14 protein-coding genes are annotated in these 14,660 nt (G+C 68.2%); 5 read left to right on the plus strand and 9 right to left on the minus strand.

Annotated elements, in window-relative coordinates; all coding sequences use genetic code 11:
- Positions 1-245 precede the first annotated feature (245 nt).
- The 3 genes from cckA (at position 246) to M9945_RS11345 (ending at position 4,334) form a co-directional block, all read left to right on the plus strand.
- Entirely contained in the window at positions 246-2,837 is a 2,592-nt protein-coding gene (gene cckA, locus M9945_RS11335; protein WP_367944575.1) for a cell cycle histidine kinase CckA, read from the plus strand.
- Positions 2,838-2,970: 133 nt separating this feature from the next.
- On the plus strand, positions 2,971-3,303 hold the full coding sequence (locus M9945_RS11340; RefSeq protein ID WP_367944576.1) for a hypothetical protein: 333 nt from the start codon (positions 2,971-2,973) through the stop codon (positions 3,301-3,303).
- A 215-nt stretch (positions 3,304-3,518) separates the two neighbouring features.
- The gene (locus tag M9945_RS11345) at positions 3,519-4,334 is read left to right on the plus strand and encodes a L,D-transpeptidase (protein ID WP_367944820.1); all 816 of its coding nucleotides are present in this window, start codon (positions 3,519-3,521) and stop codon (positions 4,332-4,334) included.
- A 51-nt stretch (positions 4,335-4,385) separates the two neighbouring features.
- On the opposite strand, the gene M9945_RS11350 is transcribed toward M9945_RS11345, so the two are convergent.
- The 3 genes from M9945_RS11350 to M9945_RS11360 all read right to left on the minus strand — a co-directional run bounded on the left by M9945_RS11350 (position 4,386) and on the right by M9945_RS11360 (position 6,772).
- Positions 4,386-5,699, minus strand: coding sequence for a DNA polymerase IV (locus M9945_RS11350; protein WP_367944577.1), 1,314 nt, complete (start codon positions 5,697-5,699; stop codon positions 4,386-4,388).
- 105 nt (positions 5,700-5,804) lie between these two features.
- Positions 5,805-6,476 (minus strand): hypothetical protein, encoded by a 672-nt coding sequence (locus M9945_RS11355; RefSeq protein WP_367944578.1) that lies wholly within the window; start codon positions 6,474-6,476, stop codon positions 5,805-5,807.
- Complete coding sequence (locus tag M9945_RS11360) at positions 6,473-6,772, minus strand: DUF3572 domain-containing protein (RefSeq protein WP_367929705.1); 300 nt, start codon at positions 6,770-6,772, stop codon at positions 6,473-6,475. The genes M9945_RS11355 and M9945_RS11360 overlap by 4 nt, the downstream gene beginning before the upstream one ends.
- Positions 6,773-6,963: 191 nt before the next feature.
- On the opposite strand from M9945_RS11360, the gene M9945_RS11365 reads away from it, so the two are divergent.
- Both M9945_RS11365 and M9945_RS11370 read left to right on the plus strand, forming a co-directional pair.
- Complete coding sequence (locus M9945_RS11365; protein ID WP_367929713.1) at positions 6,964-7,320, plus strand: response regulator; 357 nt, start codon at positions 6,964-6,966, stop codon at positions 7,318-7,320.
- Between the two features lie 37 nt (positions 7,321-7,357).
- Positions 7,358-8,731 carry a PleD family two-component system response regulator gene (locus tag M9945_RS11370; RefSeq protein ID WP_367944579.1) on the plus strand — a complete coding sequence of 458 codons (1,374 nt, stop codon included), beginning with the start codon at positions 7,358-7,360 and terminating at the stop codon, positions 8,729-8,731.
- A gap of 392 nt (positions 8,732-9,123) precedes the next feature.
- On the opposite strand, the gene rpmG is transcribed toward M9945_RS11370, so the two are convergent.
- The 6 genes from rpmG to rnr all read right to left on the minus strand — a co-directional run bounded on the left by rpmG (position 9,124) and on the right by rnr (position 14,658).
- The gene (gene rpmG / locus M9945_RS11375; protein WP_367929707.1) at positions 9,124-9,291 is read right to left on the minus strand and encodes a 50S ribosomal protein L33; all 168 of its coding nucleotides are present in this window, start codon (positions 9,289-9,291) and stop codon (positions 9,124-9,126) included.
- 142 nt (positions 9,292-9,433) lie between these two features.
- Positions 9,434-9,862, minus strand: coding sequence for a VOC family protein (locus M9945_RS11380; RefSeq protein ID WP_367944580.1), 429 nt, complete (start codon positions 9,860-9,862; stop codon positions 9,434-9,436).
- A gap of 82 nt (positions 9,863-9,944) precedes the next feature.
- On the minus strand, positions 9,945-11,096 hold the full coding sequence (locus M9945_RS11385; RefSeq protein ID WP_367944821.1) for an MFS transporter: 1,152 nt from the start codon (positions 11,094-11,096) through the stop codon (positions 9,945-9,947).
- Positions 11,097-11,172: 76 nt separating this feature from the next.
- The gene (locus tag M9945_RS11390; RefSeq protein WP_367929715.1) at positions 11,173-11,907 is read right to left on the minus strand and encodes an NUDIX hydrolase; all 735 of its coding nucleotides are present in this window, start codon (positions 11,905-11,907) and stop codon (positions 11,173-11,175) included.
- A gap of 28 nt (positions 11,908-11,935) precedes the next feature.
- Positions 11,936-12,361, minus strand: a complete 426-nt coding sequence (locus M9945_RS11395) for a DUF983 domain-containing protein (protein ID WP_367944581.1) — start codon at positions 12,359-12,361, stop codon at positions 11,936-11,938.
- The gene (gene rnr, locus M9945_RS11400) at positions 12,361-14,658 is read right to left on the minus strand and encodes a ribonuclease R (protein ID WP_367944582.1); all 2,298 of its coding nucleotides are present in this window, start codon (positions 14,656-14,658) and stop codon (positions 12,361-12,363) included. The genes M9945_RS11395 and rnr overlap by 1 nt, the downstream gene beginning before the upstream one ends.
- Positions 14,659-14,660 lie beyond the last annotated feature (2 nt).

The following is a 14,660-nucleotide window of genomic DNA, read 5'->3' on the forward strand; positions in this document are numbered from 1 at the left end:
TTACCCCGGCGGACAGTAGAGCATCGGGCCGGAAAGGGGAAACGCGTTCTGGGGAAAACCCGACGCCCCCGGCCGCGACGCCCAGGCCCCTGGCGAGCCCGATTCCATCGTCCTTCGAGCGGAACTTGCCCGCCGAAGCTTGAGCGAACCCTGCGCGCCGCCCTCCATGGCCTTGCGGACTGCGAACGCCATGATGTATGCCGGGCCATTCCACGAACCGTTATGGCCACGGCAGGCAGGAACGAATGGCGAAAGAAAGCGGCGATCAGGCCCGTCCTGCTCCTATCGTGGACCAGAGCACGCGCCCCGGCGTCATCGCTCGCCTGTTGATCTTCATCGTCGTGCTGATCTTCGCGGCCATCGCCTTCGTGGTGTTCCGCGACCGGATGGGCGATCCGTTCCTGCTCGGCCTGCTCGGCATCCTGGCGATGATCGGCGTCGGCTTCCTGTTCACCGCCGCCATCGGCTTCATCCACATCGCCCCGCGCTCGACGGCGGACGAATTGTCGCGTTCCTTCGTCGACACGATGGGGCAGGGGCTGATCGTCACCGACGTCAAGGGGCGGATCATCTACGCCAACCGCGCCTATGCCGAGATGACGGGCGCGGCCTCCGCGCCGGACGTGCGCACGGTCGAGGGGCTGCTTTCCGACAGCGTCGAGGCCTCGCCGGTCGTCTACCGGCTCGCTGCCGGCCTGCGCGACGGGGTGGCCGGCGACGGCGAGTTCCGCCTGCCGCGCGCCATCCGCGCCGGGGCCGAGCCGCGCGCCCACTGGTATCGGGTCAAGGCCCGCACCTTCAAGGTTCCCGGCTATCGCCAGCCGCTCTCGGCCTGGCAGATCGCCGACATCTCGGCCGAACGCGCCGAGCAGGAGCGCTTCTTCCTCGATCTGCAAAAGGCGATCGACCATCTCGACCACGCGCCGGCCGGCTTCTTCGCCGCCGACGCGTCGGGCCGCGTCACCTATATCAACGCGACGCTCGCCGAGTGGCTCGGCGTCGACCTCGCCTCCTTCACGCCCGGCTCGCTCACCCTCGCGCAGATCGTCGCCGGCGACGGCATGGCGCTGGTCCGCTCCGTCAGGGCCGAGCCCGGCCAGACGCGCAACGCCGTCATCGACCTCGATCTCCTGACCGCCGGCGGCGCGGGCCTGCCCGTGCGCTTCATGCACCGCGTGGTGGCAGGCCGCGACGGCGCGCAAGGGCCCTCGCGCACCATCGTCTTGAACCGCAACCAGGGCGAGGACGCCTCCGCCGACCTCAGGGCCGCCGAGGTGCGCTTCACTCGCTTCTTCAACTCGACGCCGATGGCCATCGCCGGCATCGACGGCGAGGGGCGCATCCTGCGCACCAACGCGCCGTTCCTGTCGCTGTTCTCGCCGGCCGTCGACCGCGACATGCTCGACCGTCGCATCAAGCTGGAAAGCGTGATCCACCCGCGCGACCATGCCGCCTTCGAGGCGGCGCTTGCCAAGGCGCGCCAGCACCAGGCCGACATCACGCCGATCGACACCGTGCTGCCCGACAACGAGGAGCGCCACATCCGCTTCTACGTCAACGCGGTCGCCGATGCCGGGCCGGGCGAGAGCGTCGAGGAGGCGGCCATCGTCTACGCCGTCGAGACGACGGAGCAGAAGGCGCTCGAGGCGCAGATGGCGCAGAGCCAGAAGATGCAGGCGGTCGGCCAGCTCGCCGGCGGAATCGCCCACGACTTCAACAACGTGCTGACCGCCATCATCATGGCCTCGGACCTGCTGCTCGCCAACCACCGGCCGTCCGACCAGTCGTTCCCCGACATCATGAACATCAAGCAGAACGCCAACCGCGCCGCCTCGCTGGTGCGTCAGCTCCTGGCGTTCTCGCGCAAACAGACGCTGCGGCCGGAGGTGCTGAACCTCACCGACGTGCTGGCGGACCTGCGCATGCTGCTCTCGCGCCTCGTCGGCAACGAGATCAAGCTCGGCATCGAGCACGGCCGCGACCTGTGGCCGGTCAAGGCCGATATCGGCCAGTTCGAGCAGGTCGTCGTCAACCTGACCGTCAACGCCCGCGACGCCATGCCGGAGGGCGGGGCGCTCACCGTGCGCACGCGCAACGTGCCCGAGGCCGAATGCGCCGCCTTCGGCCACCGCGAGCTGCCCGCCGCCGACTACGTCATGGTCGAGATCGAGGATTCCGGCACCGGCATCCCGCCCGAGCTCACCCAGAAGATCTTCGAGCCGTTCTTCACCACCAAGGAAGTCGGCAAGGGCACTGGCCTCGGCCTGTCCATGGTCTACGGCATCGTCAAGCAGACCGGCGGCTTCATCTTCTGCGTCTCCGAGCCGGGCAAGGGCGCGACCTTCCGCATCTTCCTGCCGCGCCACGCCGTGGAAGCGCAGCCGGCCCCGGCCGACGGGGCGGGCGAGGGCGACGGCGCGGCCGCGCAGGCCCAGCCCAAGACGCCGGCCGCCGCCACCGACCTTTCCGGCTCGGCCACGGTTCTCCTCGTCGAGGACGAGGACGCCGTACGCATGGGCAGCGTGCGCGCGCTCGTCTCGCGCGGCTACACCGTCCACGAGGCCTCCTCCGGCGTCGAGGCGCTGGAGCTCTACGAGGAGTTGGACGGCAAGGTCGACATCGTCGTCTCCGACGTGGTGATGCCGGAGATGGACGGCCCGACGCTGCTCGGCGAGCTGATCAAGCGCCAGCCCGACATCAAGTTCATCTTCGTCTCCGGCTATGCCGAGGACGCCTTCGCCAAGAACCTGCCGCAGGAGGCGAAGTTCGGTTTCCTGCCGAAGCCGTTCACGCTTAAGCAGCTCGCCACCACCGTCAAGGAAATGCTCGACTCCTAAGGTCGCTGACTCCGGCACTTCGCGCGGTTGGTAGAATTTGAATCGAGTTTCACGGCCGGATTGAACCGGATCGCTACCGCCGCCCTGCTACGAAGCGGATGAAGGGCTTTGGTACTGCGGTTTGGGGCTTGCAATGCTTGTTACAGGTTCACTTTACGCCGACTTGTTCGCGCGCACCGGCGTGTCCGGTTCGCGGCAGGATGCGTCCGCCTCGCGCGAAACCGGCGCGGCGTTCGTCCGCTCGTCCGCCGGCGATGCGGCGGCGGCCGGAGAGCGCCCGGCGCATTTCAGCGTGATCTCGACGATCAGCCCCGGCTCGCTCGCCGCCGCCTATCAGGTGATGCGGGCGCGGGAGGACGGCGGCGAGACGGCCGCGTCCGGGCCGGCGCAGGGCAGGGCGATCCTGTCGGGTCTCGGCATCCCCTCGGCGCTCGCCGCCTATGGCGAGGTGCTTGATTCCGACTGAGGACCGGCGGCGGCGATGTGGCATTCGTGCAACAGGTATGCGCCTGCCACGTTTCCGCCGCATCTCGCCCCAGCGGAAGCCCCATTTACCGGCCAGTGACGGAACCGGCGCTGGATGTGGCGCGTTCGCCTAAAACGATAACAGGTTCCGGATTTCTTCTGATGTGTGTCAAGACTGCCTCCCCGCTGCGCGAAGGGGCCTCGTCTGCGGGGGCGATGTCGCGCCGCCTGTTCATGGTTTCGATGCCGGCCTTTCTCGCCGCCTGCTCGACGACCGGAGGAGGGCTCGAGAGCATCGCCCCGACCGGCCCCGATCCTTACTACGTCGCGATGTACGGCCCGCAGCCTCAGGAGCAGTTCCCGCTGCCGGCGACCGATATCTCCAAGGTGGACGAGCGCTTCTTCCGCCAGCAGGTCGATTACCATCGCTACGAGACGCCCGGCACGCTGGTCGTCGACACCGCCAACCGCTTCCTCTACCTCGTGCAGGAGAACGGCAAGGCGATGCGCTACGGCATCGGCGTCGGCAAGGCCGGCCTTGAATTCGAGGGCACGGCGCGCGTCGCCCGCAAGGCCGAGTGGCCGCGCTGGACGCCGACGCCGGCGATGATCGCCCGCGAGCCGGACCGCTATGGGCAGTATGCCGGCGGCATGGAGCCGGGGCTGACCAATCCGCTCGGCCCGCGCGCGCTCTATCTGTTCCAGGGCAACCAGGACACGCTCTACCGCATCCACGGCACGTCGGAGCCGTGGTCGATCGGGCTCGCCGTGTCCTCGGGCTGCATCCGCCTGTTCAACCAGGACATCATCGACCTCTACAACCGCATCGCGCTCGATACGGTCGTCGTCGTGCTCCAGAACGAGCCGCTGATGTACCCGCAGAAGGAAGTGCCGGAATGGGTGGCGCGCCAGATCGGCACCGGCCAGCAGCCGGCCGCGCCCCAGCCGGTGGCGGAGGCCTATCCGGCCGAGACCTATCCGTCCGCGGATCCCGGCGCGCCCCAGCCGCGCCGGCCGGCGATCGGGATATGAGTGAGTAGGGAATAGTGAGTAGTGAATAGAAAAACTATATTTCACTACTCACTACTCACTACTCGCTCTCCCTTTCCCCCTGACCCCACGCCCGAACGTATAGCCCGTCTCCACGGCCTTTCCGCCGAATTTCGCCCGCAGCGCGTCGATGGCGCCTTCGGCCTGCGCGCGCTTGCGCGCCGACTGGTCAACGAGGTCCGGCGGGTCGGCGCGCGCGTCGTCGGTCAGGTCGGCGACGCCGATGCCGAGGAGGCGGAAGCGCGTGCCGTCCGTCTCCTTGCGCAGGAGGTCGAGCCCGGTCGAGAAGATGCGGTCGGCGAGGCGCGTGGCGTCGGCGAGGCGGCGATTGCGCGTGCGGATGCGGAAATCGGCGGTCTTCAGCTTCAGCACTACGGTCTGGCCGGCGATGCCCGCCTTCTTCAGCCGCGCCGACACCGTTTCGGACAGGGCCCGCAGCACCGGGGTCAGGTCAGCGAGCGATGCCATGTCGACGTCGAATGTCGTTTCGGCCGAGACGCTTTTCGCGTCGTGGCCGGGATCGACCCGGCGGTCGTCCTCGCCGCGCGATAGGCGGTAGAGCCGGTCGCCCATGGTGCCGTACCGGCGCAGCAGCTCGTCGCGCGCCATGGTCTGCAACTGACCGATCGAGACGATCCTGTCGCGCTCGAGCGTGGCGGCGAACGCCTTGCCGACGCCCCAGATCATCGACACCGGCTTGTCGGCGAGGAAGGCCAAGGCCTCGGCCTCGCCGATGACGGAAAAGCCGCGCGGCTTCTGGAGGTCCGACGCCACCTTGGCGAGGAACTTGCAGTAGGACAGCCCGACCGAGGCGGTGATGCCGATCTCGCGCTCGACCCGGCGGCAGAACTCGGCCAGCACCATGGCCGGCGATTTCCCGTGCAGCCGTTCGGTACCGGAAAGGTCGAGGAACGCCTCGTCGATGGACAGCGGCTCGACCAGCGGCGTCAGCGCCTGCATCATCGCCCGCACCTGTCGTCCCACAGTGGCGTACTTCTCCATGTCGGGCTTGAGCACCACCGCGTCCGGGCAGGCCTCCAGCGCCTTGAACATCGGCATGGCCGAGCGCACGCCGCAGATGCGGGCGATGTAACAGGCGGTCGAGACGACGCCGCGCTTCGCCCCGCCGACGATCACCGGCCTGTCGCGCAGCTCCGGCCGGTCGCGCTTCTCCACCGCGGCGTAGAAGGCATCGCAATCGATATGGGCGAGCGACAGCGAATAGAGCTCCTTGTGGCGCACGAGCCTCGGGCTGCCGCAGGACTGGCAGCGCGTGCGCGCCGTCCGTTGCGGGGTCAGGCAGTCACGGCAGAAACCGTGCTCGGGATCGTTGGCGGCACTGTTCATCGCTTGACCGCAGAAAGAGCGCCGCCACCCTATCGCATGCCGCGCCGAAACGGGAGCGGGCGCGGCGGCGGCGCCATGCTTGGCAACAGGATTCCGAAGCGCCGCTTAAAGCCGCAGTGCGCTGGCGATGCCGTCGCCGGCCTCGCGCCAGTCCATGGCGATGGCCGTGTCCTGCGGCAGCTCGGGCAGCAGCGGGCGCAGCGAGTTGTCGGCGATCAGGTGGAAGAGGTGGGAATCGGTGACCGAGACCCGCGCCGAGGCGAGGTTGTGCGGCATGTCGTCGACGAAGGCGACGGCGCGCCCGCTCTGGCCGCGCAGGTGGCGAATCGCCGGCCCCTTGGCCATTTGCGTGGTCAGCAGCGGGTAGGAGAGGCCGATGCGGTCGAGGAACGTGCGCCGCGTGTCGCGGTGGCGGTGCGGCATGGCGGTCAGCAGCACCACCTCGGCCTTGCCGGCGATCTTCGCCACCGCCTGCGCCGCGCCTTCGACCGGCGTCTGCCAGTCGGTCTGGAGGTGGAAAAAGCCGTCGAGCAGCGCCGTGACCCTGGCGTTCTCCACCGCAACGCCGGTCTCGATCTCGAAGACGTTGCCGAACAGGCGGAAGGTCTCGAGCCGCAGCGTGCAGCCGTTGCGCTCGAAATAACGCAGGAGCGGCCCGACGAAATGCAGCAGCACGTCGTCGACGTCGAGGACGAGCAGCGGCCGCTCGCGGGCGAATCGCTCGTCCGGCACCAGCGCCTCGATCTGGCGCAGCGTTTCGGGGTCCAGCGTCGTCATGTCGAGGCCTCGAAGCGGTCGTCGCCGAAGGGGAGGGCCGCAAGCGCGGCCGCGACATGGGCCGGCGTGACCGGCGCGGACCCGCCGCCGCTCGCCTCGCAGAAGGCGGTCAGCGTCGGCTCGTGCGCCATCAGGAATTGCAGCACGCCGGCGAGGAAGCCGGGTTCGGCCGCCGCGCGCCGGATCTGCCCGGCCTCGATGCCGGTGATGGCGAGGAAGCGCGGCAAGAGCACGGGATCGGCCGCGACGAAGCCGAGCGCGGCAACGGCGATTGCCTCGGCGGTTTCGCGGTCCATTCTGGCGGGAGAGGGCGGGCGCATGGGCAGGCTGTAGCGCAGGCTTGAGGGCCCGGGCAAGCGGGTTTGCCATTCGTCAATCAAATTGCGCTAGGGTAGGCGCGGATTATCAGCCGCCGTGGCGGCCGGATGCCGGGAGCGGGTGTGCGTCGATCCTGGCGGGGGTTAGGGAAGACATGCCGAAGAAGGTTATGATCGTCGAAGACAACGAGCTCAACATGAAGCTCTTCCGCGACCTGATCGAGGCTTCCGGCTACGAGACGGTGCGCACCCGCAACGGGCTGGAGGCGCTCGACCTCGCCCGCGCCCACAAGCCCGACCTCATCCTGATGGACATCCAGCTTCCGGAAGTGTCGGGGCTCGAGGTCACCAAATGGCTGAAGGAGGACGACGAGCTGCACACCATCCCGGTGATCGCGGTCACCGCCTTCGCCATGAAGGGCGACGAGGAGCGCATCCGCCAGGGCGGGTGCGAGGCCTATATTTCCAAGCCGATCTCGGTGGCCCGGTTCATCGAGACGATCAAGTCGTATCTGGGCGACGCCTGATGGCCGCGCCTTCCGTTGTCGTGGAGCTCGTCGCGCAATGACCGCCCGTATCCTTGTCGTGGATGACGTCCCGGCGAACGTGAAGCTCTTGGAAGCGCGGCTGCTCGCGGAATATTTCGAGGTCATCCCGGCCTTCAGCGGCGCGGAGGCGCTCGACGCCTGCGAGAACGGCCGGGTCGACGTGGTGCTGCTCGACGTGATGATGCCGGACATGGACGGCTTCGAGGTCTGCCGCCGGTTGAAGAACGATCCGGCGACCCAGCACATCCCCGTGGTGATGGTGACGGCGCTCGACCAGGTCTCCGACCGCGTACGTGGGCTGGAGGCGGGGGCCGACGACTTCCTGACCAAGCCGGTCAACGATTTGCAGCTGATGACGCGGGTGAAGAGCCTGGTGCGGCTGAAGACGCTGACCGACGAGCTGCGGCTGCGCGCCGCCACCACGCGCAACATCGGCATCGAGGAGCTGCTGAGCCGGCGCGACGCGGTGACGGAAGCGCCGGCGCACGTCCTGCTCCTCGAGGAGCGCGCCTCGGCGGCCGAGCGCGTGGCGAAGATGCTGCGCGGCCGCTGCCGGCTCTCGGTGGCGGTCGATCCCAACGCCGCGTTCTTCCAGGCCGCCGACGGCGACTATGACTGCATCATCGTCTCGACGGCCTTTTCCGATTACGACCCGCTCAGGCTATGCTCGCAGCTGCGCACGCTCGACCGCACACGCTTCGTGCCGATCATGCTGCTGGCGGACCAGGGCGAGGACGCGCGGCTGGCGCGCGGGCTGGAGCTCGGCGTCAACGACTATCTGGTGCGCCCCATCGACCAGCACGAGCTGATCGCGCGCCTCGTCACCCAGATCAAGCGCAAGCGCTACAACGACCATCTGCGCGAATCCGTCGCCCAGACCATCGAGATGGCCGTCACCGACGGCCTGACCGGACTGCACAACCGCCGCTATCTCGACAGCCACCTGACGACCCTGTTCGAGCGCGCGCGCAACCGCCGCCGGCCGCTGTCGCTGATGATCACCGATATCGACCGATTCAAGGCGATCAACGACACATACGGCCACGACGTCGGCGACGAGGTGCTGCGCGAGTTCGCCAGCCGCCTGCGCAAGAACGTGCGCGGGATCGATCTCGCCTGCCGCATGGGCGGCGAGGAGTTCGTCGTCGTCATGCCGGACACGGAAGGCCCCATCGCCGAGAAGGTCGCCGAGCGCATCCGCGCCCAGATCGCCGACACGCCCTTCGTCGTCGGCGCCGACAGGCGCGAGATCACGGTGACGGTCAGCGTCGGCGTCTCGGCGATGATGCGCGAGGCGGATGCCGTGGAGGCGATGATGAAGCGCGCGGACCTCGCCCTCTACGAGGCCAAGAACGGCGGCCGCAACCGGGTCGTCGCCGCTGCCGCCTGATGGCGGAATTTCTGTAAAAATTGATATGAATCAAGCGGCTCCAGCCGCTTCCTGCGCCAAATTTACCCTGTTTGTGGAGAGTTGGCGCCGTAGTTAAGAAAGTGTTGATTTTATTGCGCCTGTGCGCAACTGTGCCCGTGGGACATACGGGCGGGGTTGAACGGGGCGCAAGAGCCCTTCTTTTCCCTTTCCGTAGACGTAACACCCCATGATGCTCAGGTCCGCCGCATCTCCTGGGTTCGTGGGGTCGGCCGGTCGGCGCTGGTACATAGTGGCCTCCTCGTACCGCTGCCAGATTGCTGACCGGCCCCCTTATTTCCGGCACTTGATGGCCGAAACGAAAAACGCCGCCTGAAAAGGCGGCGTTTTTCTCGTCCGCGCCGGGGCGCGGATTACTTGATCTTCGTTTCCTTGAATTCGACGTGCTTGCGGGCGACCGGGTCGTACTTCCGCTTCGTCATCTTCTCGGTCATGGTGCGGCTGTTCTTCTTGGTGACATAGAAGAAGCCGGTGTCCGCGGTGGACAGAAGCTTGATCTTGATGGTCGTAGCCTTGGCCATTTTCGTGTCCGCTGTTCTTGAGGGTCAGGTCGCCGCATAGGTTCGGGCGGCGAGCCCGGCTGCGGAAATCTCGCGCGGAGACATAAACAAGCACGGCGGAAAGTCAAGCCCGTTCGTGCCCGGGCCGGCTTTCAGCCGGCATTCAGAACGTGATCCGGATCGAATCCGCGCTCTTCTTCGCCTCTCCGTGGTAGACGGCCTCGATGTTGTTGCCGTCCGGGTCGATGACGAAGGCGGCGAAATAGCCGGGATGATAGGGGCGTTCGCCCGGCGCGCCGTTGTCGCTTCCGCCATTGGCGAGGCCCGCGTCGTAGAACGCCTCGACGGCCGCGTGGTCCTGCGCCTGGAAGGCGAGGTGGACGCGTCCCGTCAGCCGCCCGAGCGCCGCGGGGCTGCTGACCGAGGAGACGAAGAGCTCGTCGGCCCAGAAATAATCGTCGCCGACGCCGCCGATCGGGATGCCGAGCGCGCCCAGCGCCGCCTCGTAGAACCGGCGGCTCGCCTCGACATCCTGGACGACGAGCTGGATGTGGTCGATCAGGCGGCCACGGTAAAGTTCGTTGGTTTCCATGCCGGCATCCTCGCTGCTTGTTTCGCGAGCCAAGGTAGCGCGTGACGATGTCCCGTCAATGACGGGGTTCAGCGGCGGGATTCTAGCGACGTCCGGCGATGCCGGCGAGCCGCACCGCCGCCAGCGCCAGATAGGCGGCGAAGAACAGCGCCAGCGTCCAGGCGAAGCCGTTGGGGCCGGCGATGTCCATGCCGATGCCGATGGCCTGCGGGCCGATCAGCATGCCGATGCCGTAGCAGAAGACGAAGGCGGCGTTGGCCGAGGCAAGGTCGCGCCCGGAGAGCTTGGAGCCGAGATGGGCGAGGCCGACCGTGTAGAGGCCGGCGACCACGCCGCCCCAGACGAACAGGATCGCCGCGCTCATGCGCCAGTTGCCGGCGACGAACGGCAGCGCGAGCACGCCGATCAGGCCGACGAAGGCGCAGAGCGCGAGCAGGATTCGCCGGTCGCGCATGCGGTCGCTGACGAGGCCGAGCGGAATCTGCAGCAGCACGTTGCCGAGGCCGACCGCGGTCAAAAGCAGCGCCGCGTCGGCCTCCGGATAGCCGATGCGCGCGCCGTAGACGGGAAACAGCGCGAAGCCGCCGGTTTCCACCGCGCCGAAGACGAGGACGGCCGCCGTCGCCGTCGGCACCAGCCAGATGTAGCGAGCGAATCCGCCGCTACTACCATGCGCCGATCCGGCGATGTCCGGGCTCTCGCGCCAGGCGAGCGAGACCGGGATCGCGGCGAGCGCGATCAGCCCGAAGGCGATGCCGAACGGCGCGAAGCCGGCCGACCCGATCTGCGCGAACAGCCACGGCCCGAAGGCGAAGCCGAGCGACAGCACGGTCGCGTAGATGCCGAGGATGAGGCCGCGCCGGTGCGCCGGCGCCGAGGTCGAGATCCAGAACTCGGACAGGATGAACAGCACCGTCAGCGCGAAATGCAGGCCCGCGCGCAGCGGAAACCACATCCAGAAATACGGCACGAAATAGAAGCCGACGAAGGCGAGGCCGCCGGCGAGGATCATCGCCAGCATCAGCGGCACGACGCCGAAGCGCGCGGCGAGCGGCGTGGCAAAGGGGGCGGCGACGATCGAGGCGATGCCGGCGATGGCCGTGTTGGCGCCGATCATGGTCGCCGAATAGCCGCGCGTCTCGAGGATGACGGACAAGAGCGGCACGCCGAGGCCGATCGCCATGCCGACGACGCTGATCGAGGCGATGGCCGCGGCGATCGAAAGCCAGCGCATGCCCTCGGCCTCGCCGGCGGCACCGTTGGAAGCGGACGGCGGCTCTACCATCACGTCACCTGCGATGAGGACGATGTCAGAGGATGTCGCGGCAGAAGCGGTTGTGCCGCATGTAGTAGAACGGCACGGGCGAGGCGGGCGACAGTTCGGGATCGTCGCGCAGCCGCGACAGGAGATCGCCGAGGATGGTGCGGGTGATCGCGGGGATATCGGCCTCGCCGGCCTTTTCCAGCGGAAGCCACATGATCTCCTCGAGCTCGTCCGTCGGGCCGCCTTCGGCCAGCTCGACGGCGACGTCGTCGCGGAACGCGGCGAGGAAGCGGGTGTCGAAGCGGCGCACGCGGCCGGGCGGCGTGATGGCGCGGGCGACGAAGCGCAACCCGTCGAGCGCGGGCGCGACGCGGTGCTCGACGAAGCCGTGCCAGTCGGCCTTCGGGGTGGCGAAATCGCCGGGCCGGCCGATCAGCAGGCCGGCCTCCTCATAGGTCTCGCGCACGGCGGACAGCGCGATGGCGCGCGCGCGCGCCGTCGTGGTGCGCCCGCGGGCGAGCTTCGATTCGACGTCCGGATGGAGGCCGGAGGCGACGGGGATGCGGCTGTCGGCGGGGTCGGTGCGTCCGCCGGGAAACACGAACTTGCCCGGCATGAAGGCATGGCGCATGTGGCGCCGGCCCATCAGAACGCGCACGTCGCCGCCCTTGCGGTCGAGCAGGATCAGCGTCGCCGCGTCGCGCGGGCGCTTCGGCCCGCTGCCGAGGGCGAAATCCTTGTTCTCGACGCGGTCGACTTCCGCCCGCGTCATTCCCGCCATGCCGATCCTGTCGCCCGTCATGCCTGCCTCACAATTCCGGATGTGTTTCGAGCGCGTCCGGCTTGCCCGAAAATCCATGCATTCTCAAGGCCCATTGCAGGCCGACGACCACGCCCTTGGTCGGCTGGAGCAGGCCGATGGTCATCACCAGCGTGATCGGCACCCAGATGGCGAGATGCTGCCACGTGGTCAGCGTGAACATGCTCTCGAATCCCATGAACGCGCCGACGATGATGTGGCCGACGACGACGATCACCAGATAGGCGGGCAGGTCGTCGGCACGGTGGTGGTGGTACTCCTCGCCGCAGACGTCGCAGGAATCGGCGACCTTGAGGAACTTCCTGAACAGGCGGCCCTCGCCGCAATGCGGGCACTTGCCCCTGAAGCCGCGGCCCATCGCCTGCGCCAGGGAGCGCGGGCTCTCGGCCGGCTGGCCGAAGATCTTCTCTTCCATCATCTTCTCCGGGAGCGGCCGCGGGGCTGCGGCCGTTGCGCGCCAGCCCTGCCGCGGCGCGCCTTGTGGAACGACTGTCTCGAGCCGGGCAGGGGTTTCGGCTCGCTCAGCATCGCGAAACGCATGGCGCCGGCCATCGGCGCGACCTCGACCAGCCGCACCTCGACCTCGTCGGCGAGCTGATAGCCCTTTGCGCTCCGCTCGCCGAACAGCGCATGCGCCGATTCGTCGTAGATATAGTAATCGTCGCCCAGCGATGACACCGGTATGAAGCCGTCCGCGCCGTTTTGCGGAAGCTGGACGAACAGGCCCGCCTTGGTCACGCCCGAGATGCGTCCCGCGAAACTCTCGTCCAGCCGCTGCGCCAGATGCGTGGCGATCAGCCGGTCCACGGTCTCGCGCTCGGCGGCCATGGCGCGCCGCTCGGCGGCGGAAATCAGCGCCGAGATCTCGTCGAGCCGCTTTTCCTGCTCGCTGGAAATGCCGTCTTTTCCGAGCCTTAGCGCGCCGATCAGTGCCCGGTGGACGACGAGGTCGGCATAGCGGCGGATCGGCGAGGTGAAGTGCGCGTAGCGTCTGAGGTTGAGGCCGAAATGGCCGATATTCTCCGGCGAGTAGATCGCCTGGCTCTGGCTGCGCAGCACCACCTCGTTGACGAGGGTCTCGTGATCGGAGCCCTTCACCCGCGACAATATGCCGTTGAAGGAGGAGGGCTTCATCTGCGCGCCGCGGGCCAGCGGCAGGCTGAGCGTGGCGAGGAATTCGCGCAGGGATTCCTGCTTGGCGAGCGAGGGCGCGTCGTGGATGCGGTAGATCAGCGGCAGGCGCTTGGCCTCCAGCGTCTCGGCCGCGGCCACGTTGGCCTGGATCATGAATTCCTCGATCAGCTTGTGGGCGTCGAGCCGGTCCGGCACGAAGACGCGGTCGACGGTGCCGTCCGGCTTCAGCAGAATCTTGCGCTCCGGCAGGTCGAGTTCCAGCGGCTCGCGCGCCGCCCGGCCGCGCTTCAGCACGGCATAGGCGTCCCACAGCGGCTTGAGCACGGCGTCGAGGATCGGCCCGGTCTTGTCGTCGGGTCGGCCGTCGATCGCGGCCTGCGCCTGCGGGTAGGCGAGCTTCGCGTGCGAGCGCATCATCACGCGGTGGAACGAGTGGCGGAGCTTGCGCCCGTCCGCGGCGAAGGTCATGCGCACGGCAAGGGCAGGGCGGTCCTCGCCCTCGCGCAGCGAGCACAGATCGTTCGAGATGCGCTCGGGCAGCATCGGCACCACCCGGTCGGGGAAATAGACCGAATTGCCGCGCCGGAGCGCCTCGCGGTCGAGCGCCGAGCCGTCGGTGACATAGGCGGCGACATCGGCGATGGCGACGGTGACGACATGGCCGCCGGGATTGGCCTCGTCCGCGTCCGGCGCGGCATGCACGGCGTCGTCATGGTCCTTGGCGTCGGCCGGGTCGATGGTGATCAGCGCCAGATCGCGGAAATCCTCGCGGCCGGCCATCGTCGCCGGCTTCGCCCCTTCCGCCTCGGCGATCACCTCGGGCGGGAAGATGTGCGGGATGTCGTGGGCGTGGATGGCGATCATCGAGATCGCCTTTTCGCTGGTCAGCGAGCCGAGGACGGTCAGCACCTTGGCGCGCGGCAGGCCGTAGCGGCCGCTGGAGGTCTGCTCGACCTCGACGAGGTCGCCGGCCTTCGCGCCGTTGGCATAGTCGGCGTCGACCGTCAGCTCCGCCTGCCGGCGCTCGACCGGCTCGATGCGGAACGAGCCGTCCTGCAGCACGCGGAAGATGCCGAGAACCGCCTCGCGCCGCTTCTCGAACACCTTCATCACCCGCGCCGTATAGGCCGGGCCTTCCTTCTCGCCCGCCCCCTCGCTTGCCGGGAACACCTTGGCCAGCACCCGCTCGCCGATGCCGGGAACACGCGCCTTGTCGCTGCGCGAGGGGCGGATCGAGACGAGCGGCGTCGCGCCGTTCTCCTGCGGCCACTCGGAAGGGCGGGCAAGCAGCAGGCCGTCGGGATCGCGAGAAAACACGTCGAGCACGACGACATGCGGCAGCGCGCCGGGGCGGGTGAACCGCTTGGCGCGCTTTTCCAAGAGGCCCTCGTCCTGCAACTCGCGCAGCATGTCCTTGAGCCAGACCCGGTCCGCGCCCTTCAGGTTGAAGGCGCGGGCGAGCTCGCGCTTGCCGGCCTGGTCGGGATTGTCCCGCACGAACGCGACGATCTCGTCGCGCGACGGCCGGAAGCCCTCGGACGCGCGTCCGCCTTTGCCCCCGGAAATCCGTCTTGCCAAGC

Origin of the sequence: Aquamicrobium sp. (assembly GCF_023954335.1) — a bacterium.
Classification (GTDB): domain Bacteria; phylum Pseudomonadota; class Alphaproteobacteria; order Rhizobiales; family Rhizobiaceae; genus Aerobium.